This is a genomic window from Sphingopyxis terrae subsp. terrae NBRC 15098 (assembly GCF_001610975.1).
GTDB classification, from domain to species: Bacteria; Pseudomonadota; Alphaproteobacteria; order Sphingomonadales; family Sphingomonadaceae; genus Sphingopyxis; species Sphingopyxis terrae_A.
In genome coordinates, this window is the sequence record NZ_CP013342.1 from 3,023,197 (window position 1) to 3,044,802 (window position 21,606).

The 21,606-nt window shown below is 66.6% G+C and carries 18 protein-coding genes; 6 read left to right on the plus strand and 12 right to left on the minus strand.

Annotation, left to right across the window (positions count from 1 at the left end; all coding sequences use genetic code 11):
* Positions 1-13: 13 nt before the first annotated feature.
* Positions 14-1,768, plus strand: coding sequence for a chloride channel protein (locus tag AOA14_RS14395; RefSeq protein WP_062902288.1), 1,755 nt, complete (start codon positions 14-16; stop codon positions 1,766-1,768).
* 196 nt (positions 1,769-1,964) lie between these two features.
* Here AOA14_RS14395 and AOA14_RS14400 read toward each other — a convergent pair whose 3' ends face one another.
* The 6 genes from AOA14_RS14400 to AOA14_RS14425 all read right to left on the minus strand — a co-directional run bounded on the left by AOA14_RS14400 (position 1,965) and on the right by AOA14_RS14425 (position 9,272).
* Complete coding sequence (locus AOA14_RS14400; protein ID WP_062902289.1) at positions 1,965-2,816, minus strand: HTD2 family dehydratase; 852 nt, start codon at positions 2,814-2,816, stop codon at positions 1,965-1,967.
* The gene (locus AOA14_RS14405; RefSeq protein WP_062902290.1) at positions 2,816-4,411 is read right to left on the minus strand and encodes an acyl-CoA dehydrogenase family protein; all 1,596 of its coding nucleotides are present in this window, start codon (positions 4,409-4,411) and stop codon (positions 2,816-2,818) included. Before AOA14_RS14405 ends, AOA14_RS14400 begins: the two co-directional genes overlap by 1 nt.
* Before the next feature lie 142 nt (positions 4,412-4,553).
* Positions 4,554-5,768 carry an acetyl-CoA C-acetyltransferase gene (locus tag AOA14_RS14410; protein ID WP_062902291.1) on the minus strand — a complete coding sequence of 405 codons (1,215 nt, stop codon included), beginning with the start codon at positions 5,766-5,768 and terminating at the stop codon, positions 4,554-4,556.
* An 80-nt stretch (positions 5,769-5,848) separates the two neighbouring features.
* Positions 5,849-7,045: a CoA transferase gene (locus AOA14_RS14415; protein ID WP_062902292.1), complete on the minus strand. Its 1,197-nt coding sequence runs from the start codon at positions 7,043-7,045 to the stop codon at positions 5,849-5,851.
* A gap of 129 nt (positions 7,046-7,174) precedes the next feature.
* Positions 7,175-8,344: an acyl-CoA dehydrogenase family protein gene (locus AOA14_RS14420; protein WP_062902293.1), complete on the minus strand. Its 1,170-nt coding sequence runs from the start codon at positions 8,342-8,344 to the stop codon at positions 7,175-7,177.
* A gap of 10 nt (positions 8,345-8,354) precedes the next feature.
* Positions 8,355-9,272, minus strand: coding sequence for an SDR family NAD(P)-dependent oxidoreductase (locus AOA14_RS14425; RefSeq protein WP_062902294.1), 918 nt, complete (start codon positions 9,270-9,272; stop codon positions 8,355-8,357).
* A gap of 102 nt (positions 9,273-9,374) precedes the next feature.
* Here AOA14_RS14425 and AOA14_RS14430 point away from each other — a divergent pair, with 102 nt between their 5' ends.
* The gene (locus AOA14_RS14430) at positions 9,375-10,133 is read left to right on the plus strand and encodes a helix-turn-helix domain-containing protein (protein ID WP_062902295.1); all 759 of its coding nucleotides are present in this window, start codon (positions 9,375-9,377) and stop codon (positions 10,131-10,133) included.
* Between the two features lie 60 nt (positions 10,134-10,193).
* The gene (locus AOA14_RS14435; RefSeq protein WP_062902296.1) at positions 10,194-12,461 is read left to right on the plus strand and encodes an FdhF/YdeP family oxidoreductase; all 2,268 of its coding nucleotides are present in this window, start codon (positions 10,194-10,196) and stop codon (positions 12,459-12,461) included.
* Here the strand turns inward: AOA14_RS14435 and mobA are convergent.
* From mobA to ypfJ, 6 genes are all read right to left on the minus strand, one after another.
* Positions 12,458-12,976 carry a molybdenum cofactor guanylyltransferase gene (mobA, locus tag AOA14_RS14440; RefSeq protein ID WP_062902297.1) on the minus strand — a complete coding sequence of 173 codons (519 nt, stop codon included), beginning with the start codon at positions 12,974-12,976 and terminating at the stop codon, positions 12,458-12,460. The two genes, AOA14_RS14435 and mobA, sit on opposite strands and share 4 nt — an antisense overlap.
* Positions 12,973-13,782, minus strand: coding sequence for a formate dehydrogenase accessory sulfurtransferase FdhD (fdhD, locus tag AOA14_RS14445; protein WP_062902298.1), 810 nt, complete (start codon positions 13,780-13,782; stop codon positions 12,973-12,975). The genes mobA and fdhD overlap by 4 nt, the downstream gene beginning before the upstream one ends.
* Positions 13,782-14,954, minus strand: a complete 1,173-nt coding sequence (locus AOA14_RS14450) for an acyl-CoA dehydrogenase family protein (protein ID WP_062902299.1) — start codon at positions 14,952-14,954, stop codon at positions 13,782-13,784. The genes fdhD and AOA14_RS14450 overlap by 1 nt, the downstream gene beginning before the upstream one ends.
* 92 nt (positions 14,955-15,046) lie before the next feature.
* Positions 15,047-16,507: a helicase HerA domain-containing protein gene (locus AOA14_RS14455; RefSeq protein WP_062902300.1), complete on the minus strand. Its 1,461-nt coding sequence runs from the start codon at positions 16,505-16,507 to the stop codon at positions 15,047-15,049.
* A 70-nt stretch (positions 16,508-16,577) separates the two neighbouring features.
* A complete protein-coding gene (locus AOA14_RS14460) occupies positions 16,578-17,855 on the minus strand; it encodes a Xaa-Pro dipeptidase (RefSeq protein WP_062902301.1) in 1,278 nt (425 codons plus the stop codon).
* Positions 17,828-18,733, minus strand: a complete 906-nt coding sequence (gene ypfJ, locus AOA14_RS14465) for a KPN_02809 family neutral zinc metallopeptidase (RefSeq protein ID WP_062902302.1) — start codon at positions 18,731-18,733, stop codon at positions 17,828-17,830. The genes AOA14_RS14460 and ypfJ overlap by 28 nt, the downstream gene beginning before the upstream one ends.
* Before the next feature lie 158 nt (positions 18,734-18,891).
* Here ypfJ and AOA14_RS14470 point away from each other — a divergent pair, with 158 nt between their 5' ends.
* From AOA14_RS14470 to AOA14_RS14480, 3 genes are all read left to right on the plus strand, one after another.
* Positions 18,892-20,037: a patatin-like phospholipase family protein gene (locus AOA14_RS14470; RefSeq protein ID WP_062766861.1), complete on the plus strand. Its 1,146-nt coding sequence runs from the start codon at positions 18,892-18,894 to the stop codon at positions 20,035-20,037.
* Between the two features lie 37 nt (positions 20,038-20,074).
* Positions 20,075-20,860, plus strand: a complete 786-nt coding sequence (locus AOA14_RS14475) for a 3-hydroxybutyrate dehydrogenase (protein ID WP_062902303.1) — start codon at positions 20,075-20,077, stop codon at positions 20,858-20,860.
* A gap of 82 nt (positions 20,861-20,942) precedes the next feature.
* Complete coding sequence (locus AOA14_RS14480) at positions 20,943-21,587, plus strand: DUF4893 domain-containing protein (protein WP_062902304.1); 645 nt, start codon at positions 20,943-20,945, stop codon at positions 21,585-21,587.
* Positions 21,588-21,606 lie beyond the last annotated feature (19 nt).

Here is a 21,606-nt window from a genome sequence, read left to right on the forward strand (position 1 = left end):
TTGGAGCGCCGACGTGTTCCGGATACGCAAAACCCGTCTGCTGATCGCCGCCGCGCGGCAACGCCGGCGGCTGCGCGAGAGCGAAGCCGCGTTCATCCTGCTCGCCGCGCTGGCGGGGCTGGCGGCTGGGGTGCTGACCAACATCCAGCAATTTCTGGCGCATGGCATACAGCAGCTTCTTTACGGCGTCACGATCAACCGGCTGAGCGCGCTCGGTGAGATCCATCATCCGTGGAAGCTGATCGCGCTGCCCATCGGCGGCCTTCTGCTCGTCCTGCTCGCGCGCGGCCTGCGCAACCGCAAGCGCATGCCCGTCGACGTGGTCGAGGCGAACGCGCTGCACGGCGGACGCATTCCCTTTGCCGACAATCTGGTGATCGCGTCGCAGACGATTATCTCGAACGGTGCTGGCGCGTCGGTGGGGCTCGAAGCCGCCTATGCGCAGATGGGCGGCGGCTTCGCCTCGCAGCTCGGCCAGTGGTTCGCACTGCGCCGCAACGATCTGCGCACGCTGGTCGGCGCCGGGGCGGGCGGGGCGATCGGCGCGGCCTTCGGCGCCCCGCTGACCGGCGCCTTCTATGCGTTCGAGATCGTCATCGGCAACTATACCCCCGCCGCGATCGCCCCGGTGATGGTCGCGGCGCTGTCGGCCGTGTTCGTCAGCCGCGCGCTCGGCGTCGATCCCTATCTGATCGCGACGACCGTCGACCGCGCTTTTTCGACCGCCGACTATCTTGCCTATGCGTTGCTCGGGCTGGTTGCCGCGCTGTTCGGCATCCTCATCATGCGGCTCGTCACCTTCGCCGAAATTCGCGTTCAGGGATGGCAAAGGATCGCAGGCTGGCGGCCACTGATCGGCGGCTTGCTGCTGATCCCCTTGGCGCTGGTGTCGCCGCAGACGCTGTCGGCGGGGCATGGCGCGCTGCACCTTGATCTGGTGCTCCGCCCGGCGCTGTCCTTCCTCGCCATCGTGCTGCTGCTCAAGATCGCGGCGTCGGTCGTGTCGCTCAGCTTCGGCTTTCGCGGCGGGCTGTTCTTTGCCTCGCTGTTCCTGGGGTCGCTGATCGGACAGATCTTTGCGGGACTCGTCAACATGAGCCCCCTCGGCATCGCACTCGATCCCAATGACGCGGCGCTGGTCGGCATGGCGGCGCTCAGCGTCTCGGTCGTTGGCGGGCCGATGACGCTCGCGGTGCTGATGCTCGAGACGACGCATGATTTCGCGCTGATGGGCGTGGTGCTGACCGCGACGCTGGTGTCGAGCGCGCTGACGCGCGAATGGTTCGGCTACAGCTTCTCGACCTGGCGCCTGCATTTGCGCGGCTCGAAGATCCGCAGTCCGCGCGACATTGGCCGGTTGCTGACGCTCACCGCCGGACGGATCATGCGCACCGACTGGACCGCCGTCCCCGCCGCCATGACCGTCGCCGATTTCCGCCTGCGCGTGCCGCTCGGTTCGACGGCCAAGGCCGTACTCACCGATGGCGAGGGCCGCTATGGCGGGATCGTCGTCACAGCCGCGGCCTATCATCCCGACATTGCGGGCGACGCCCCGATCGCCAGCCTTGCGACGCTCACCGACGACACGCTGCACCCCGCAACCGGGGTCGAGGCGATGATCGCAGCCTTCGATGCCGCCTCGGCCGATGAACTCGCGGTGGTCGACGATGGCGGAAAGGTGATCGGCGTCGTCACCGAAAAACATGCACGGCGCCGCTATTTCGAGGCGCTCGAAGAGGCGCAGCGCGACCTGTTCGGAGAAAGCTGAAAAATTTGCGCCGGCGGATGGGGCCGCCGGTGCACCTCCCTAAGGGGGGCGGGAGAGGAGAACAGCGTATCGTGCTTTGCCCCGCCGCTGTGGGCGCAATCGGCGGTCGGCGCGCCTGCGCTGCGCCGAAACGCGATTATCGCGCCACGAAGGTTGCGGGAGATAGTGCGGGAGGCCGGGGGGCGCCGCGCCGGTGTTAGCGGGTGGCGCTCGCCGCCATCACCTGCCGCCCGTCGCTCGCGAAAGCCCCAAGAACGATATCGTCGCCGTCTCCGCGCAGCGCCAGATGCAATTGCTCGCCGCAGATCGCCGGAGACGTGCCGCGGAAATCGAAGCGGGTGAGGGCGTTGTCGCCGAAGTGCCGCGCCGCGAGGTCGAGAAGCAGCGTCGCGGTGAGCGGGCCGTGGACGACGAGGCCGCGATAGCCCTCTTCTTCGGTCGCATAAGGCAGGTCATAGTGGATGCGGTGGCTGTTGAAGGTCAGCGCCGAGTAGCGGAACAGCAGCGCCTCCGACGGCACAAGCATCTGGTGCGCGTCCCAGCCCCCGGGATCGAAGCGGCCCTCGCCCGGCGGCGGCGGGGCTGGTGGGGCGCCGCCGGGCGCGGGTTCGCGGAAAACGATGGTCTGCGTCTCGCGCACCGCGAGTTCGCCGTCGCCATGCGTTTCGTGCGCGACCTCGGCAAAGACGAGCGCGCCGCTGCCGCCCTGCTTTTCGGTGATCGCGGCGACGCGCGAGCTGCGCATTACCGTCTGGCCGGGGCGCAGGGGATTGAGGAATTCGACCTTGCTTGCGGCCCACATTCGGCGCGGGAGGGGGATGGGGGGCAGGAAGCTGTCGTCGCTATCCTCGCGCACGGGGTGGCCGTCGGCGCCGAGGATCGCCGTCGGTGCATCGGGGAGGCAGAGGCACCAGTGATAGGCTTGCGGAACGCTATCGTCGGCGGGCGCGGAGCGGTCGAGCGTCGCGAGCCAGCGCTTCACCGCGCCGGCATCGACATGATCGTGGCGGATATCCTCGCGGCCGATCCAGGCGCTCCAATCCTTCATCAATTGCGTCCTCCGGTCAGCCCGCGCGCGATCACCTGCGCCTGTATTTCCGCCGCGCCCTCGAAGATGTTGAGGATGCGGGCATCGCAGAGCACCCGGCTGATCTCATATTCGAGCGCATAGCCATTGCCGCCGTGGATTTGCAGCGCGGCGTCGGCGTTCGCCCAGGCGGCGCGCGCGCCGAGCAGCTTTGCCATACCGGCTTCGATGTCACAGCGTTTGCCGCTATCCTTGGCGCGCGCGGCGGCGTAGCTGAGCTCGCGCGCCATCACGAAGTCGACGAGGCCCATCGCCAGCTTGTCGGACACGCGCGGGAAATGGACGATCGCCTTGCCGAACTGCTTGCGGTTGAGGGCATAGTCGAGCCCGAGTTCGAGCGCGCGGCGCGCAACGCCGACCGCGCGCGCGGCGGTCTGGATACGCGCGCCTTCGAAGGTGCGCATGAGCTGCTTGAAGCCCTGCCCCTCCTCGCCGCCGAGCAGCGCGTCGGCGGGTGCGGTCATGGCGTCGAATTGCAATGCATATTCGCGCATCCCGCGATAACCGAGCACCTCGATCTCGCTGCCGGTCATGCCGGGGGCGGGGAAGGGATCGGCCTCGGTTCCGCGCGGCTTGGGGACGAGCAGCATCGACAGGCCGGCATAGCCTTTCGCGTCGGGCAGGGTGCGCGCGAGCAACGTCATCAGGTCCGAACGCGCGGCGTGGGTGATCCAGTTCTTGGCGCCGTCGATGACCCAATGTTCGCCCTCGCGCCGCGCCCTGGTCTGCAGTGCGCCGAGGTCCGAGCCGACGTCGGGTTCGGTGAACACCGCGGTGGGCAGGATTTCGCCGCTCGCGATCCGCGGCAGCCATTCGGCCTTCTGCGCATCGGTGCCGCCATGAACGATCAACTCGCCCGCGATCTCGGACCGGGTGCCGAGCGAACCGGTACCGATCCAGCCGCGCGATAGTTCCTCGGTGACGATGCACATGACGAGCTTGCCGAGGCCGAGGCCGCCAAATTCCTCGGGAATACAGACGCCAAAGGTGCCTAGCTCAGCCATCGCCTGAACCGTCGCATCGGGGATCAGCTCATTGGCGAGGTGCCAGCTATGCGCGTGCGGGATGATCGCGGCGTCGGTGAAGCGGCGATACTGGTCGCGGATCGCGTCGAGGTCGGCGTCGTGGAGCGTCTCGCTCGGCCATTGATTTTCGGCTAGCGCGGCGGCGACCTCGGCGCGGGTGACGGCATGGTCGGCGTCGAGCAGGTTCGCGCAGGCGTCGGCGAGCGTTCGGGCGGCGGCGGCGAGGCCGAGGTCGGCGGGACGGAAAATCTCGTTCTGGCCCATCGGCAGGCCCCCGGTGAGCTGACCGATGCTTTCGGCGAAGGCGAGGGTAGCGATTTTTGCGTCGAGCGGGTTTGTGCCCTTGCCCGCCTCGAGCCAGTCGAGCGTCGCTTCGAGCGCCGCGACCGTGGTCGCGACCCATGCGAAGCCGTGCGCCGCGCGCTGCTCGCTGTCGATTAGTGTGGCCGCCAGCCGCTCGGCGAGCGCGGCTTGCGCCGCACCGCGATACGCCTGCGCGGCAATCAGCGCGGCGTTCAGATTAGCAAGCATCACCAAAAATCCGTTCGCGCTGAGCCTGTCGAAGGGCTGTTCTTCTCTTCAACGCGGCGAAGGAAGGACGGTGCTTCGACAAGCTCAGCACGAACGGCTTTTTGCGGAGAGGCCGCTCCAATGTTCATTGGTCGGATATCCTTCAAGCCGCGCGCTCGAAGATCGCGGCGATGCCTTGGCCGCCGCCGATACACATGGTTTCAAGGCCGTAGCGGCCATTCCTGCGAACGAGTTCGCGCGTCAGATTGGCGAGGATGCGGCCGCCGGTCGCGCCGATCGGATGGCCGAGCGAGATGCCCGAGCCGTTGACGTTGAGGATTTCGTTCCGGCTGTCGTCGTCGGACCAGCCCCAGCCCTTGAGCACCGCGAGCACCTGCGGCGCGAAGGCTTCGTTGAGTTCGACAAGGTCGATGTCGCCCCAGCCGAGGCCATTGCGCGCGAAGAGGCGTTCGACGGCCGGGACGGGGCCGATGCCCATGCGGCTGGGGTCGCAGCCCGCCGCAGCCGAGCTGTGATACCAGGCGATGGGGGTCAGCCCGAGTTCGTCGAGCTTGTCTTCGGCGACCACGAGGCACGCGGCGGCGGCGTCATTCTGTTGGCTGGCGTTGCCCGCGGTGACGACGCCGCCTTCGAGTGCGCGCAATTTGCCCAATGTTTCCATCGTCGCGTCGGCGCGGTAGCCTTCGTCGTGGGCGAAGACGACCGGGTCGCCCTTTTTCTGCGGGACCGAGACGGGGACGAGTTCGTCATCGAACAGGCCATTCGCCCAGGCGGCGGCGGCGCGCTGGTGGCTGCGCACGGCATAGGCGTCGCAGGCCTCGCGGCTGATGTCATAATCCTTGGCGAGATTTTCTGCGGTCTCGATCATCCCGGTGATGACGCCGAAGCGTTCGACGGGCTGCGACATCAGCCGCCCGCGGGTCAGCCGGTCGTGGAGCGTGAGGTTCCCCGCCCGCACGCCCTTGCGGATATCGGTCGAATAATGCTCGACGTTCGACATCGATTCGACGCCGCCCGCGACGACGACGTCGGACATGCCGGTCTGGACCATCATTGCGGCGTTGACGACCGCCTGCAGTCCCGAGCCGCAGCGGCGGTCGAGCTGGTAGCCCGGCACGTCGAGCGGCAGCCCTGCTGCAAGCCACGACCAGTGGCCGATCGCCGGCGCTTCGCCATTGCCATAGCCCTGCGAAAAGACGACGTCATCGACGCGCGCGGGGTCGATCTTCGTGCGCTCCATGAGCGCCTTCAGAATGACCGCGCCGAGGGCGCCGGCGGTCATGGAGGACAGCGAGCCGCCGAACTTGCCGACGGCGGTGCGGATCGGGGCGACGATGGCGGCGCGGCGAAGGGTCATTTGGGGTCTCCGGTTTGTGTTCGTTCAAAATGCCACGTGCCCCCGCGAAGGCGGGGGCCCACAGAGAGAAGAAGGGAAGGCTAGGCGACACCGACGATACCGGCATCAATCAGGCGGGCGATTTCGCCCGAGGAGAGCGAAAGGCGCGAGGTCAGCACTTCTTCACTGTGCTGGCCGTTGAGCGGGGCAGGGCGCGGGGGTTCGCGTTCCGCCTGCGGGATGGTCGCGAAGGCGCCCGCGGCGGGGTAGGCGAAGCCGCTGGGGTTCTGCGCCGCGCCGAAGATCGGGTTGTTCGCGACGAGCGCCGGGTCCTGAACCGCATCAAGCATCGTGCGGTAGAGCGAATAGACGATCCCGCCCGCATCGAAGGCGGCGGCGAGATCGGCATGGTCGCGATTTGCGATGGCTTTCTCGAACAAGGGGTAGAGCGCATCGCGGTGGTCGAAGCGGAGGCCGTCGTCCTTGGCGAACGAGACGCCGCGCGCCGCCTCGATGCTCGCGATGGCGTCGCCGAGATTGAGCGCCGCAATCAGGTTCGCCCATTGGCGCGGCGTGACGACGACGATCATCGTCCGCTGGCCGTCGCGGGTCACGAAGTCGCGACCGAACAGGCCGTAAACCGCGTTGCCGAGCCGCGGGCGGCTTTCGCCCGAATAGAGGACTTCGGCGACACCGCCGAGGTTGGCGACGGTGCCGATCGCGACGTCCGACAGGGGTATGCGGACCTCGCCGCCTTCGCCGCTGACGCTGCGCCGCTGGATCGCGGCGAGCAGCGCAAAGGCGGCATAGGCACCGGTGAGCAGGTCCCAGGCGGGCAGGACATGGTTGACCGGCTCGGGCCCGGCGCCGGTTAGCATCGGATAGCCGACGCTGTTGTTCACCGTATAATCGAGCGCGGGCGAGCCGTCGGCCCATCCCATGACGCGGACGGTGATGAGGTCGGCGCGGCCTTCGGCGAGCGTGTCGTGCGACAGGAAGCCGCCCGCCGGAAAGTTGGTGATGAACTGGCCGGTCGCGCGGACCAGTTGCTGCAGCAACTCGCGTCCCTCTGGCCGGGACAGATCGAGCGCCACCGACTTTTTCGCCCGGTTCAGATTTTCCCAATAGAGCGAATTATTCTCTGCGGTCACCGGCCAGCGGCGGAAATCGGGGCCGCCGCCGATCTGGTCAACGCGGATCACCTCGGCGCCGAACTGCGCGCAGTAGAGCCCGGCCGTGGGCGAGGCGACGAAGGAGGACGCCTCGATGACCGAGAGGCCGGAAAGGAGGTTATACATGGCGTGTTCCGTCGTCCCCCGCTCCCGTCATCCCGGCGAAGGCCGGGATCTCGCCGGTGCATTCAAACGCTACGGCGAGATCCCGGCCTTCGCCGGGATGACGATAGGGTGTGAGGCGGCGCTCCACCCTCAATTCGCCGCCGCAAACTCGCGCAGCATATGCTTGGCGATCTGGAGCTGCAGGATCTGCGTCGTCCCTTCGTAGATGCGATAGATGCGCGCATCGCGGAAGAAACGCTCGGCGTCATATTCGGCGAGATAGCCCGCGCCGCCATAAACCTGCACGCACGCATCGACGACGCGGCCGCACATTTCGCTGGCGAAGACCTTGAACGCCGCCGCCTTGCGCAGGACATTCTCGCCCGCGTCGGCGCGGCGGGTGACGTCCTCCATCATGCATTCGGCGCCATAGATATCGATCTCGCTCTGCGCGAGCATCTGCTGGATCAGCTGGAAATTGGCGATCGGTTCGCCGAACGCCTTGCGTTCGGTCGCATAGCGTACCGCGCTGTCGAGCGCGCGGCGGGCATAGGCGGTCGCCGCGGCGCCGACCGACATGCGGCCGTTGTCGAGGCTCATCATCGCATAGGCAAAGCCTTTGCCGAGCTCGCCGCCCAGCAGCGCTTCGCCGCCAACGCGAACATCCTCCATGATCACGTCGGCGATGTGACTGCCCGCCTGGCCCATCTTCTTGTCCGACTTGCCGATCGATACACCGGGGGCGTCCATTGGCACGACGAACGCCGAGACATGGGCGTTCTTCGGCAGATTTTCCTTGCTCGTCCGCGCCATGATCAGGCCGACCTTGGCGAAGGGCGAGTTGGTGATGTAGCGTTTGGTGCCGTTCAAGACCCAGCCATTGTCGGTCTGCGTCGCGGTCGTCTGGAGCCCCGCCGAGTCCGATCCCGAGCCGGGTTCGGTGAGGCCGAAGCAGGCGATCTCGCCCGCCGCGACGCGCGGCAGCCATTCGGCCTTCTGCGCCTCGGTCCCGCCATTCTTCAATGCCGAGGCGAACATGCCGATGTTGATCGAGATGATCGAGCGGAACGCCGGCATCGCATAGCTGATCGTGTGGATCGTGCGGATATACTGGCTGACGTTCATCCCCGCGCCGCCAAATTCCTCCGGGATCGTCAGTCCGAAGAGGCCCATGTCGCGCATCTCGGACAGGATATCGTCGGGGATCGCGTCGCTCTCGATGATCTCCTTCTCGGCGGGGAGAAGGCGATCGCGGACATAGCGTTCGAGTTGTTCGATGAACTGTTCGAAGACGTCCGCGTCCATGCCGGGATTGCTCATCTTAAAGTCCTCAGATCGGGTCGTAAGGGAAAACATGCGCCGACACCTCGTCGGCGCGCGCGAAAGCTGGGCGGAAGGCGGGGATCAACTCGTCGGCAATCGCTTCGGCGGTCCAGCCTTCGAGCTTCGCCATCGAGCGGACCGGGCGCGGCTTCGAGAAAAGCAATATCTCGTTCTTGCGCACGCTGAAGATCTGGTTGGTCACATCCTTCGACAGGTCGGACGCGAGATAGGCGACGAGCGGCGCGATCTTGTCGGGCGACATTTCCTGCAACCGCTTGACGCGCTCTTGCTCTGCCGGGGTCGTCGCCGGGATCGAACTGGTCATGCGGCTCCACGCGAAGGGCGCGATGCAGTTCGAGCGCACCCCGACGCGCGCCATGTCGAGCGCGATCGATTGCGACAGCGCGACGACGCCGAGCTTGGCGGCGGAATAATTGGCCTGGCCGATGTTACCGATAAGCCCGCTGGTCGAGGTGAAGTGGATAAAGCTGCCCGACTGCTGCTCGCGGAAGTACGGCGTCGCGGCCTTCGAGACGTTGAAGACGCCGGTGAGGTTGACCTCGATGACGCTCTTCCAATCCTCGTAGCTCATCTTGTGCCAGATGGTGTCGCGCAGGATGCCGGCGTTGTTCACGACGGCATCGATGCGGCCGAACTTTGCGACCGCATCCTCGATGATGCCGGCGGCTTCCTTGGGATCGGCGACATTGCCGAAATTGGCGGCAGCCTTGCCGCCCGCGGCGACAATGTCGTTCGCGGTGGTCTCCGCCGGGGCAGCGTCGCCGCCATCGCCCGCCTGCGCGACGCCGGGGTCGTTGACGATGACCGCTGCGCCTTGCGCGGCGCAGTGGAGCGCCAGTTCGCGCCCGATGCCGCGTCCCGCGCCGGTAATCGCGACCACTTTGCCGTCCAGACAACCGCTCATGTCACTCTCCCGTCGAATCAATCGATAGCGCGATAGGGCGGGCAATGCATCATTTCAACATTGGGAATTGTTCTTTCATATATATGAAAATATAGGAAAGCCATGACCGGCCCCGTGCGTTCCGTTTCCGTGGCTTTTGCGATCCTGCGCCTGCTCGCCGACGCGGGACCGCTGACGCTGTCCGATATCGGCCGTAGCCTCGGCCTCAGTCCGTCCAGTTGCCTCAATCTTCTCAAGACGCTGGCGGGTGAAGGCGCGATCGAGCGCGCCGAGCCGGGCAAGCGGTACCGGCTGACGGCGGCCTGGCAGGCGGCTGCGCTGCTGCGCGACAATGGCGGCGCCGCGGCGCTTGCCGAACGCGCCCGCCCCCTGATGCTTCGCTTCGCGCAGCGCAGTGAGGCGGCGGTCGGCCTGTGGGCGGCGGTGTCGCGCGAGCGGATGCAATTGCTCGCGCATGCCGAAAGCGATGCCGGAATGCGGCTGCGCCTCGCCGACGAACAGCGCCAGCCGCTCGGCGGGGGCGCGGCCGGCCGGGCGCTCGCGGCGGCGCAGGGCGTCGATGCCCCTGAACTTGCGCGTCGCTTTGCACCGGTGCGCTGGCAGGCCGCGCTCGATTTCGACACCTATGCCGCGCAGGTGCGCGAGGCGGCGGCGAAGGGCTTTGCCGTCGACGAGGGCTTCGCGCATCGCGGCGTCGTGACCGTGGCCGCAGGGCTGGCCGAGCCACGCCCCGGCTTTTGCCTGTCGGCGTCGATCGTCGCGGGGTCGCGCAGCGCGGCAGAGATCGAAGCGCTTGGGGATGCGCTGCGGCAATTGCGCGATGCGCTCGGCGCAGGCGGGGTCGCCGACGCAGGGCGATAAGCTCTGGAGTTCATGCAATGGCGGGACCATAGTGGGCGTCCAATCGCTCGGGATACGACCATGGCCGAAGGCAAGCCCCGCTACACCCCCTACAAGCAGCCCGCGGGCGGATGGGGCGCCGCCGCGGCCACCGCAAAAGTGCTGCTCGAACAAAGCGTCGTTACCAAGGGATCGCGCGCGCTGCTGTCGATGAACCAACCGGGCGGTTTCAAATGTCCGAGCTGCGCCTTTCCTGATGCGAGTTGCACCAAGAAGCTGGAATTCTGCGAGAATGGGGCCAAGGCGCTCGCGCATGAGGCGACGAAATTCCGGGTCACGCGCGACTTCTTCGCGGCGTACAGCGTCACCGAGCTCATGGCGCAGTCGGACTATTGGCTCGAGATGCAGGGGCGGCTCACCGAGCCGATGCGCTATGACGCCGCGACCGACCATTATGTGCCGGTGAGCTGGGACGACGCCTTTGCGCTGATCGGCCGGCACCTGCGCGCGCTCGACGATCCCGACCAGGCCGAATTCTATACCTCCGGTCGCACTCCGAACGAGGCGGCGTTCCTTTATTCGATCTTCGTGCGCGAGTTCGGCACCAACAATTTTCCCGATTGTTCGAACATGTGCCATGAGCCGACGAGCCGCGGCCTGCCGCCCGCGATCGGGGTGGGCAAAGGGACGGTGATCCTCGACGATTTCGACCATGCCGAGGCCATCTTCGTGATCGGACAGAACCCCGGCACCAACGCGCCGCGCATGATGACCTGCCTCGTCGAAGCGCGGCGGCGCGGGGTTCCGATTGTCGCGGTCAATCCGATGCCCGAACGCGCGCTGATCCGCTTCACCGAGCCGCAGGACATCGCGCAGATGGCGACCTTCGGCTCGACGCCGATCGCCAGCGAATTCGTGCATGTGAAGATCGGCGGCGATCTTGCGCTGATCAAGGGCATGATGCGCGCGATGTTCGAGCGCGAAGCCGCGGGCGAAACGATCTTCGACCATGATTTCATCGCCGAGCATACCGAAGGCTTCGAGGAACTGCGCGACGATATCATGGCGCAGGACTGGGGCGAGATGGTCGCGGTGTCGGGCATTTCGGAAGAGCAGATTCGCCGATGCGCCGAAGTCTATATCCGCTCCAACGCCACGATCATCTGTTACGGCATGGGGCTGACCCAGCATCAACTGGGATCGCGGCTGCTCCAGCAAGTTGCGGCGCTGCTGCTGCTCAAGGGCAATTACGGCAAGCCCGGCGCCGGCATCTCCCCGATCCGCGGCCATTCGAACGTGCAGGGCGATCGCACCGTCGGCATCGACGAAAAGCCGACCGAGGCTTATCTCGATCGCGTGCGCGATGTCTTCGGCTTCGAGCCGCCGCGCGCACACGGCCATCACACCGTCGAATCGGTCGAGGCGATGATGGCGGGCACCGCGAAGGTCTTCATCGGGCTGGGCGGCAATTTCGTGCGCGCGGTGCCCGATACCGACCGCGCCTATGACGCGATGCGCAAGCTGGACCTGACCGTCGGCATCGCGACCAAGCTCAACCGCGGGCATCTGGTGCATGGCAAGGATGCGCTCATCCTGCCGGTCATCGCGCGATCCGAACGCATCGAAACCGCGGCGGGCGAGCAATTCGTCACGATCGAGGATTCGATGTCGAACGTCACCGCCTCGGGCGGGGTGCTCGATCCGGCGAGCGAACATCTGTTGCCGGAGGTCGAGATCGTCTGCCGCATGGCAATGGCGGCCTTGCCGGACAGCAAGGTCGATTGGGCGAGCTATATCGACGATTATGCCCGCATCCGCGACCGGATCGCCGATGTCTATCCTGCCGTCTACGCCGATTTCGGCGAGCGCATCAAAGCGCCCAAAGGCTTTCATCTCGACATCGCGCCGCGGCGGCGCGCGTGGCTGACCCCGAACGGGAAAGCCAACTTCCTGCCGCTGCCCGGACTGCACGTCGATGCGCCGGTCGAGGATCCCGGCATGCTGCGGCTGGCGACGGTGCGATCGCACGATCAGTTCAACACGACGATCTACAGCTATAATGATCGCTATCGCGGCGTGTACAACGACCGGATGGTGGTGTTCATGAATGCCGAGGACATGGCGGCGCGCGGCTTGGCCGAAGGCGCGAAGATCACGCTGGAAACGATCAGCACCGACGGCATCGTGCGGCGGGTCGAGGGGCTGACCGCGATCGACTATCCGATGCCGGCAGGTTCCATCGCGGGCTATTATCCCGAACTCAACCCGCTGCTGCCGCTCGCCTATTATGACCCGATCAGCGGCTGTCCGGCGGCAAAGTCGATCCCGGTGCGGGTCGTCGGCGCCTAAGCGAAACGATCGAGATCGGGCGGTCGGTTGATGTTCGGCAGTTCGACATCGCTCTCGACCGCACGCGCACCGATGCGGCGGGCGAAGCTGCGCACCGACCGGTCGTCCTCTTCGCTGAGAAGCGCGTCGAGCAGCGTCAGCGCCTGCACCGGCCACAGACCGATAACCGGCTGCGCGGCGACAAACGCGGGCGGCGGGGCAAGCAGGTCGCGCAGATTCGCGGGTAGCCGCAAGCAGTCGACCGGCACCGTCAGCACCGCATCGAAGCCTTCGTTTGCGGCATAAGAAAGCGCCCCGGCGATGCCGCCGAGCGGGCCGAGGCCGGGCTGCGGCCGGTCGGGTATCGCGGCGACGCGCCCGTTTTCGCGCCCGACGATGACGATCCGGTCGCATTGCGGCTTCAGCGCCGCGACGGCATGATCGAGGAGCGTCGTGCCGCCCAAGAGCGCCTGCGCCTTGTCCGAGCCGAAGCGGCGCGACTGCCCGCCGGCGAGCACCGCGCCGAGCAGCCTCATGCGATCATGCCCTGCGCGTCGGAGATGATAAGGGCATTGTCGGCGCGCGCCAGCGAGACGAGCGTCAGCCCGGCCGATGCGGCGCGCTCGGCGGCCAGGCTGGTGGGCGCCGAGATGGTGACGAGCATCGGGCAACCCGCGCGCACCGTCTTTTCGACCAGTTCATAGCTGCAGCGCGCCGACAGCAGGATGAAGCCGCCCGCCGGATCGGTAGCGCCGCGCGCGAGCGCACCGACAAGCTTGTCGAGCGCATTGTGCCGGCCGACATCTTCACGAACGAGCAGAATGTCGCCATCGGGGTCGCAGAAAGCGGCGGCGTGAGCGGCGCCGGTCGCACGCCCGAGCGGTTGCCGCTCGGGGAGCGCCGCAAGCGCGCGCGCGATCGCCGCGCGCGGCACGGTGACGCGCGCGGTCACGGGGGGCAGCGGGCGCAGCACCGCGTCGATATTTTCGAGGCCGCACAGGCCGCAACTGCTCTCGCTCACGCGCGTCCGGGCGCGGTCGAGCGCGCGCGCGGCGCAAGCGGGGGAAAGCCAGAGTCGCAGCGCTTGGCCGCCGGGAACCGGCTGCGCGTCGATCCGGTCGATCTGCGCTGCCGTATCGACGAACCCCTCGGCCAGTGCAAATCCGACGCCGAAATCTTCGAGATCGGCGGGCGTCGCCATCATCACGGCATAGGCGAGCCCCTGAACCTCGATCGAGACCGGCATTTCGACCGCGATCATGCGCTCGATGTCGGCATCGCCCGCCACCCCCAGACCCATCCGGCGCACCGGGCGCGGAAGGAAGGGCGGGGTATCGGCCATCAATAGGACCGCAGCATGCCGAGGACATGCTCGGCGAGGAAGGAGAGGATGAGGTTCGTCGAGATCGGCGCGACCTGATAGAGGCGCGTCTCGCGGAACTTGCGCTCGACGTCATATTCCTCGGCAAAGCCGAAGCCGCCGTGGGTCTGGATGCAGACATTGCCGGCTTCGACCGACGCGTCGGCGGCGAGCATCTTTGCCATATTGGCCTCCGCGCCGTTGGGCTGTGCGGCTTCATAGAGCCGGGCGGCTTCGTGAACCATCAATTCGGCGGCGCGCATATTGGCATAGGCACGGGCGATCGGGAAGGAGATGCCCTGGTTCTGGCCAATCGCGCGGCCGAAAACATGGCGTTCGTTCGCATAGTCGGCGGACTTCCGGATGAACCATTTGGCGTCGCCGACACATTCGGCGGCGATCAACGTCCGTTCGGCGTTCATGCCCGAGAGGATGTAACGGAAGCCTTTTCCTTCCTCGCCCAACAGGTTGGCGACCGGAATGCGCATATTGTCGAAGAAGACCTCGGTCGTCGCATGATTCATCATCGTGCGGATCGGGCGGATGGTGAGCGACCCGTCGGCCAGCGCCTTTTTCATGTCGACGATGAAGGTCGAGAGGCCTTCGGTCTTTTTCGCCGCCTGATCCTTGGGGGTCGTGCGCGCGAGGAGCAGCATCAGGTCGCTATGCTCGGCGCGGCTGGTCCAGATTTTCTGGCCGTTCACGACATAATCGTCGCCATCGCGCACCGCGACGGTGCGCAGCGCGGTCGTGTCGGTGCCGCTCGTCGGCTCGGTGACGCCGAAGGCTTGCAGGCGCAACTCGCCGGTTGCAATTTTGGGCAGATAGGCTTGCTTCTGTTCTTCCGACCCGTGGCGCAGGATCGACCCCATGATGTACATCTGCGCATGGCAGGCGCCGCCATTGCAGCCTTCGGCTTGGATCGTCTCGAGGATCGCCGCCGCCGCCGACAGGCCGAGCCCCGATCCGCCATATTCTTCGGGGATCAGCACCGAGAGATAGCCCGCGTCGGTCAGAGCCTTGACGAAGGCGGTGGGATATTCGCGCCTTACGTCGAGTTCGCGCCAATATTCGCCCGGAAACTCGGCGCACAGCCGCCGCACGCCCTCACGAATCTCGGGAAAATGCTCGCTGTCATAGGGGCTGAGCTGCATCGTCGCTGGTCCAATCCTCTCTTTGCTTCGCGCCGCTTATGCCGAAGCGCCGCGCCGCCGCAACCATCAAGCGTGAGAGGGAGGGCGGCCGATCACTCGGCCTCGGTGCTCAACCCCAGCGCCGGGATGCCTATCGACCGGCGTCCGCCGAAATCCGACCGCACCACCACCGCGCCCTGCCGCTCCATATATTCGACGAGGCGGCGGACCCGGCCCGGCGAGCGCGTGCCATAAGCCGCGCCGAGCGCATCGTCGTCCGGGCAGGGCGATCCCTCCATCGCGGCGCGCCCGATCAGCAGGAAGGGCGCGAGCATGTCGTCGGGCAGGCGCGCCGCCGCGTCGAGCAGGTCGTGCCATTGCGGCTCGGCGGGATCGAAGATGCCCGCCTTCGCGAGCGCGAAGCGGCGCCGGAACTGCGCAAGGTCGAGCGGCACCTGCCGCAGCTTCTGCATCCGGCAGCGCACCGAAAAATCCTGATAGAGAAAGGATTCGGCATGAAAGCCGCACGCCGGGTCGGCGAGCATGTCGCGCAGCGCCGCGATGACCACGGGTTCGGGATCGATCGCCGGTGCCGGCTCCGACGGCGGGCCGTCGTCGATGGGCGATGTGGCGTCTTCGGCGGGGACGACGAAGCGCTCCATCAACTCCTGGGCCGCGACCGGGCGTGGGGCCGGGGCGGGGTGCGGCACGGGTTGGGCGTCGAGATTGGCGAAGAGCATCGTCTGCATATCGGCCGGCTCGGCGCTTGGCAGCGGCAACAGGCTGTGCGTGCCTGCGCGCGTCGCGGTGCGGGTCGAGCCGATACGGATCGATACCGGCCGCCGCGTGATCGCGGGACCAAGGCCGAGAAAGCAGCCGCGGTCGAGGTCGCGTATCTGCTCGGCCTGGCGGCGCTCCATGCCGAGCAGGTCGGCGGCGCGCGCCATGTCGATGTCGAGGAAGGTGCGCCCCATCAGGAAATTGCTCGCCTCCGCGGCAACATTCTTGGCGAGCTTTGCGAGCCGCTGCGTCGCGATGGCGCCGGCGAGGCCGCGCTTGCGGCCGCGGCACATCAAATTGGTCATCGCCGACAGCGAGGCGCGCCGGACCGCGTCGGATACTTCGCCCGCCGCGCTCGGCGCGAACATCTGGGCTTCGTCGACGACGACGAGCGCCGGGAACCAGTGTGCGCGCGGCGCATCGAACAAGGCGTTCAGGAAGACCGCGACGCAGCTCATCTGCGCCTCGATCTCCAGCGTGTCGAGGCTGAGGACGACCGAGGCGCGGTGTTCGCGGATGCGCGCGCCCATCGCCGCGATTTCGGCCTCGCTATAATCGCCTGCGTTGACGACGATGTGCGAATATTGGTCGGCGAGGGTGACGAAATCGCCCTCGGGATCGATCACGATCTGCTGGACGAGTCCCGCGCTTTCTTCGAGGAGGCGGCGGAGCAGGTGCGATTTGCCCGAACCCGAATTGCCCTGGACCAACAGGCGCGTCGCCAGCAATTCCTGGACATTGACATGAACGGGCCGCTGCGCGCCGTCGATTCCGATTTCGATGCTGTTGTCCACTGCGCAGCCCCTAACGAGGCGCCCGCGCCGTGACAACCGGGCTCGGCGTCCGGCGACGGCGCTCGCCTTGTCAGCGGATGATCGTCCCGCCTTTCATCACATGATCGATCCGTTCGAGGACGCGGATATCGGTCAGCGGGTCGGCCTTCACCGCGATCAGGTCGCCATAGCGGCCCGGCGCCACCGCGCCGACATCGCTACGGCCCATTTCTTCCGAAGCGCGGCCGGTCGCGGCCTGGATCGCCTGCATCGGCGTCATGCCATAACGGACCATATAGGCGAATTGCCGCGCGTTGAGCCCGTGCGGATAGACCCCCGCGTCGGTCGCGAAGCCGATCTTGATTCCCAATTCGACGGCCCGCCTGAACGCCGCGCGCTGCGTGTCGGTGGTTTCGCGATTCTTGCGCAAATATTCCTCGGGCCAACCCTCTTTCGTCCCGATGTCGTTGATGTAATCGCCGTTGTAGATGTCCATCGCGAGCCAGGTGCCGTGCGCCTTCGCCATTTGCAGCGCCTCTTCGTCGACGAGGCTTGCATGCTCGATGCTGTCGACCCCGGCACGGATCGCATTCTTGATCCCTTCGGCGCCATGCGCGTGAGCCGTGACGCGCTTGCCGCGTGCGTGGGCGACCGTCACGACGGCGCGAAGCTGATCCTCGGTGAGTTCGGGCGCACCGGGTTCGGTGCCGATCGCCAGCACCGCGCCGGTCGCAATCGTCTTGATGAAATCGGCGCCATGATCGAGCAGAAAGGCGGTCTTGTCCGCCGCCTCTTCGGGCGTCGCGGCGACTCCCAGCCGCATATCGGGCGGGAGCTGGTCATTGGGGACGACGCCGTTGAGTTCGCCGCCGCCGCCGGGGATGGTGATATAGGCGCCCGCGACCCGCATGCGCGGCCCCGGTACATCGCCGCGGTCGATCGCATTGCGGAGCGCGAGATCGGTCAGCCCGCGATAGGTGCCGACGTCGCGCACGCTGGTGAAGCCGGCGTCGAGCGTCACGCGTGCGTTGCGCGCGCCGACGAGCGCGGTTTCGGCGGGCGAGGCCTTCATCGGTGCGGCAAGATCGGCGCTCTGCCCCAGATCGGCGAGGTGCGTGTGCAGGTCGATCAGCCCGGGCAGCACGGTATAGGCCGACCAGTCGACGACCTGCGCGCCGTCGGGCGCCTTGCCGCACGGCGCGACCGCGACGATATGCTCGTCGGCGATGGTGATGCACTGGCCGGTGCGAACGGTGTCGGTCAGCCCGTCGATCAGGCGCCCGGCCTTTACATAGATGCTTGCCGCCGAAGCGGGCGCGGATGCCGCCGCCAGCGCGGCGATCAGAGCGAAACGTTGAAGGTGTCGCACTGGCGCGGATCTCCGGTTTCCAGGCCGCGGCGCAGCCAGCTCATGCGCTGTTCGCTCGTGCCGTGGGTGAAACTTTCAGGAACGGGACGCTGCCCGGCCGAGCGCATCAGCGTATCGTCGCCGATCGCGTTGGCGGCGCGCATCGCTTCTTCCATATCGCCGGGTTCCATCACCGGCTGACCGTCCTTCGTCCGCGCGCGATTGGCCCAGACGCCGGCGTAGCAGTCGGCCTGCAGCTCCATGCGAACCTGCAGTGCATTGCCCTCGGCCTGTGACGATCGCGCCTGCATCTGGCGAACCTTGTCCGAAATGCCGGTCAGCGTCTGGATGTGGTGACCGACCTCGTGCGCGACGACATAGGCCTGCGCCGCATCGCCGGCGGCGCCGAAACGGCTGGCCAGTTCGTTGAAGAAGTTGGTGTCGAGATAGACGCCCTGATCGGCGGGGCAGTAGAAGGGCCCCATCGCCGCCTGCGCCGCGCCGCAGCCCGACCGGTTTTCGTCGGTGAAGAAATTGAGCGTCGGCTTGCGATAGCCGTCGACGAGCTGACCCCAGACCTGATGCGTCGAGCCGAAGACGTTGCAGGCGAATTTCTCCGCCGCCGTGTCGCAGGCAACCCCCTGCGGTGCGCCGCGGCTTTGTGCCATCGGGTCGGCGCTTCCGCCCCCGGTGCTGAGCAGGCTGGCGCCGGGACCGAGAAAGACGAAGGCGAGCACGCCGAGCAGCAGGATGGTCCCGCAGCCCATCTTGCGTCCGAGCAGCATCGGCAGCAGGCCGACGAGCAATCCGCCCATGCCGCCGCCCCCGCCGCCGAATCCGCCTCCGCCGCGACCGAGATCGCGAATGTCGTCGCCGGGATCATAATCGTCGAGGCGCATGCCTGTCTCCGCCGTCAAAGCCTTGTCGTAAAACGGTTGTGGCAGCAGCACCCCGCAATTGGAAGGGGATTCGCGCTGCACAGCACCCTTGCATTGTTCGCTGTTGCGGCGCACAAAAGACGCGGGTGCCGACCCAGAAGAGGATCGTTTCCGAGTCCATGCCTCGCCGCGCTGCCCGAGCCGCCCTGCCGCTTCCCGACCTTGTGGTGCTTGTCCTGCAGGGGGGCGGTGCGCTTGGCGCCTTTCAGGCGGGCGTTTACGAAGCGCTGATCGATCTGGGGATCGAACTCGATTGGGTCGCGGGCATTTCGATCGGGGCGATCAACGCCGCCATCATCGCGGGCAATCCGCGCGACGAGGCGGTCGGAAAGATGCGCGCCTTTTGGGAGGGCGTGTCGTCGGCGCTGCCCTCGCTACCGGTGGTCGACAATGATGCGGTGCGTGAGTGGGTGCATCTGGGCGCTGCCGCGCAGGTCGCGAGTTTCGGGGTGCCGGGATTTTTCGTTCCGCGCATCCCGCCGCCGCTTTTCGCCGAACGGCAAACGCCTGCCGCGGTCAGCTATTATGACACGACGCCGCTGATCGCGACGCTCGACCGGCTGATCGACTGGGATCGGCTCAACACGGGCAATGTCCGGCTTTCGGTCGGCGCGGTCGCGGTCGAGACGGGCAATTTCCGCTATTTCGATACCCGCACCGACCGGATCGACGCGCGGCATATCATGGCGTCGGGCGCCTTGCCGCCGGGACTGCCGCCGATCGAAATCGACGGGCATTGGTATTGGGATGGCGGGCTGGTGTCGAACACGCCGCTCGAGCATGTGGTCGAGGCGGCGCACGAGGATATGCTCGTCTTTCAGGTCGATCTTTTCCCGGCGCGCGGCGATCGTCCGCACGATCTGGAAGAGGCCTGGTCGCGCGAAAAGGATATCCGCTATTCGAGCCGTACGCGGCGCATTTCCGACGGTCTGGTACGGCGGCGCAAGGAGCATGCGTTGATCGATCGGATGCTGGCGAAGCTGCCGCCCGAGGCGCGCGATCTGCCCGAGGTCAAGGCGGTCCAGAAGATGGTCGATTGCAAGGCGCTGAACGTCGTGCAGCTCATTCATCAACCGCCCGCCTGGCAAACCGGTGCGCGCGATTTCGAATTCTCGCGCTCGACGATGGAGGCCAATTGGGCGCTCGGCCGCGCCGCGGTCGAAGCGGCGATGAAGGACGGGCATCTTCTTGCCGAAAGCATCGCCGAAGGGCGATCGGACAGTTTCGCGGTGCAGGCCGACCTGCTGCGGCCCAAGGCCGGCTGACCGCCATCATTATCTCCCCCCGAAGAAAGGATTATTTATGCGACTGCAAGGCAAGACGGCTCTCGTCACTGGATCGACGTCGGGCATCGGCCTCGGCATTGCCAAGGCGCTCGCCGCCGAGGGCGCGAACATCATCATCAACGGCTTCGGCGAAGCGGCGGCGATCGAAGCCGAACGCGCGGCGCTGCAGGTGCTGAACAGCGGCAAGGCCGCCTATGATGGTGCCGACCTGACCAAGCCCGACGAGATCGAGGCGATGTTCAAGCGCGCCGACAAGGACATGGGCGGCGTCGACATCCTCGTGAACAATGCGGGCATGCAATATGTCGCGCCGGTCGAGGATTTCCCGGTCGAAAAATGGGACATGATCATCGCGCTCAACCTGACCGCGGCTTTCCACACGATCCGCCATGCGGTTCCGGGGATGCGCAAGAAGGGATGGGGGCGGATCATCGGGACCGCATCGGCGCACTCGCTCGTCGCCTCGCCGTTCAAATCGGCCTATGTCACCGCGAAACATGGTCTGGCTGGCCTGACCAAGACGGTTGCGCTGGAAGTTGCCGATGCGGGCATCACGGTCAATTGCATCAGCCCCGGCTATGTCTGGACGCCGCTCGTCGAAAACCAGATCCCCGATACGATGAAGGCGCGGCATATGACGCGCGAGCAGGTCATCAACGACGTGCTGCTCGCTGGTCAGCCGACCAAGCAGTTCGTGACGGTCGAGCAAGTGGCCGCGATCGCCGCCTTCCTGACCCGCGACGAGGCCGCGAACATCACTGGCGCCAATCTGAGCGTCGATGGCGGCTGGACCGCCGCCTGAGGGCGCTTGCGCGCGTCCCGCCCTTGAGCATTCGTCCGTCGCCTCCTAAGGGTTAACCAAAGCCGATCAGGAGAGACGGAGAATGCGGGGTCGCACTACGCTTGTTTCTACCCTGGCGCTGGGGTTGACCCTTGGCGCCTGCCAGACCGTGCCCGCCGTGCCGCCTTCGGCGGCCGACGCCCTTGCGTCCGCAGGAACGTGGCGCGCGACGGCGACCGATCAGGACAAGGAACGCATACGCAGCTGGTACAAGAGCTGGCAGGCGGCGCTGACCGATGCGCGCGCGAAAGGCTACGGCGCCGAAATCGAGCGCGAGGGCGTTTTGCTCGAGCCGATGGCGGCGCTGCCCAATCCGCACATTCCCGCCGGCGATTACCGGTGCCGGACGATCAAGCTCGGTACGCAGGGGCGCAGCACGCTCGCCTATATCGCTTATGACCGGTTCCGGTGCCGCATCGCCGACGAGCAGGGCATCGCGAGCTTCGTCAAGCTGACCGGATCGCAGCGTCCCGTGGGCCTGATCTTTCCCGACAGCCTGAACCGGCAGGTCTTTCTGGGCACGTTGCAGCTTGGCGACGAACGGCTGGCCATCGATTATGGTACCGACCGCATGCGCGATATGGCGGGGCTGCTCGAACGGATTGGCGACAATCGCTGGCGGCTGGTGCTGCCGGCGCCGGCCTATGAATCCTTGCTCGACGTGATCGAGCTGGTTCCCGCAAACTGACGGAAAAATTTGACGGACG

Excerpts from the sequence above, each read along its gene's own strand:
- AOA14_RS14400 (WP_062902289.1), bottom strand. The coding sequence starts at position 2,816 with ATGAAGGATTGGAGCGCCTGGATCGGCCGCGAGGATATCCGCCACGAT.
- AOA14_RS14405 (WP_062902290.1), bottom strand. The coding sequence starts at position 4,411 with ATGCTTGCTAATCTGAACGCCGCGCTGATTGCCGCGCAGGCGTATCGC.
- AOA14_RS14410 (WP_062902291.1), bottom strand. The coding sequence starts at position 5,768 with ATGACCCTTCGCCGCGCCGCCATCGTCGCCCCGATCCGCACCGCCGTC.
- AOA14_RS14415 (WP_062902292.1), bottom strand. The coding sequence starts at position 7,045 with ATGTATAACCTCCTTTCCGGCCTCTCGGTCATCGAGGCGTCCTCCTTC.
- AOA14_RS14420 (WP_062902293.1), bottom strand. The coding sequence starts at position 8,344 with ATGAGCAATCCCGGCATGGACGCGGACGTCTTCGAACAGTTCATCGAA.
- AOA14_RS14425 (WP_062902294.1), bottom strand. The coding sequence starts at position 9,272 with ATGAGCGGTTGTCTGGACGGCAAAGTGGTCGCGATTACCGGCGCGGGA.
- AOA14_RS14430 (WP_062902295.1), top strand. The coding sequence starts at position 9,375 with ATGACCGGCCCCGTGCGTTCCGTTTCCGTGGCTTTTGCGATCCTGCGC.
- AOA14_RS14435 (WP_062902296.1), top strand. The coding sequence starts at position 10,194 with ATGGCCGAAGGCAAGCCCCGCTACACCCCCTACAAGCAGCCCGCGGGC.
- mobA (WP_062902297.1), bottom strand. The coding sequence starts at position 12,976 with ATGAGGCTGCTCGGCGCGGTGCTCGCCGGCGGGCAGTCGCGCCGCTTC.
- fdhD (WP_062902298.1), bottom strand. The coding sequence starts at position 13,782 with ATGGCCGATACCCCGCCCTTCCTTCCGCGCCCGGTGCGCCGGATGGGT.
- AOA14_RS14450 (WP_062902299.1), bottom strand. The coding sequence starts at position 14,954 with ATGCAGCTCAGCCCCTATGACAGCGAGCATTTTCCCGAGATTCGTGAG.
- ypfJ (WP_062902302.1), bottom strand. The coding sequence starts at position 18,733 with ATGCGCCTCGACGATTATGATCCCGGCGACGACATTCGCGATCTCGGT.
- AOA14_RS14470 (WP_062766861.1), top strand. The coding sequence starts at position 18,892 with ATGCCTCGCCGCGCTGCCCGAGCCGCCCTGCCGCTTCCCGACCTTGTG.
- AOA14_RS14475 (WP_062902303.1), top strand. The coding sequence starts at position 20,075 with ATGCGACTGCAAGGCAAGACGGCTCTCGTCACTGGATCGACGTCGGGC.
- AOA14_RS14480 (WP_062902304.1), top strand. The coding sequence starts at position 20,943 with ATGCGGGGTCGCACTACGCTTGTTTCTACCCTGGCGCTGGGGTTGACC.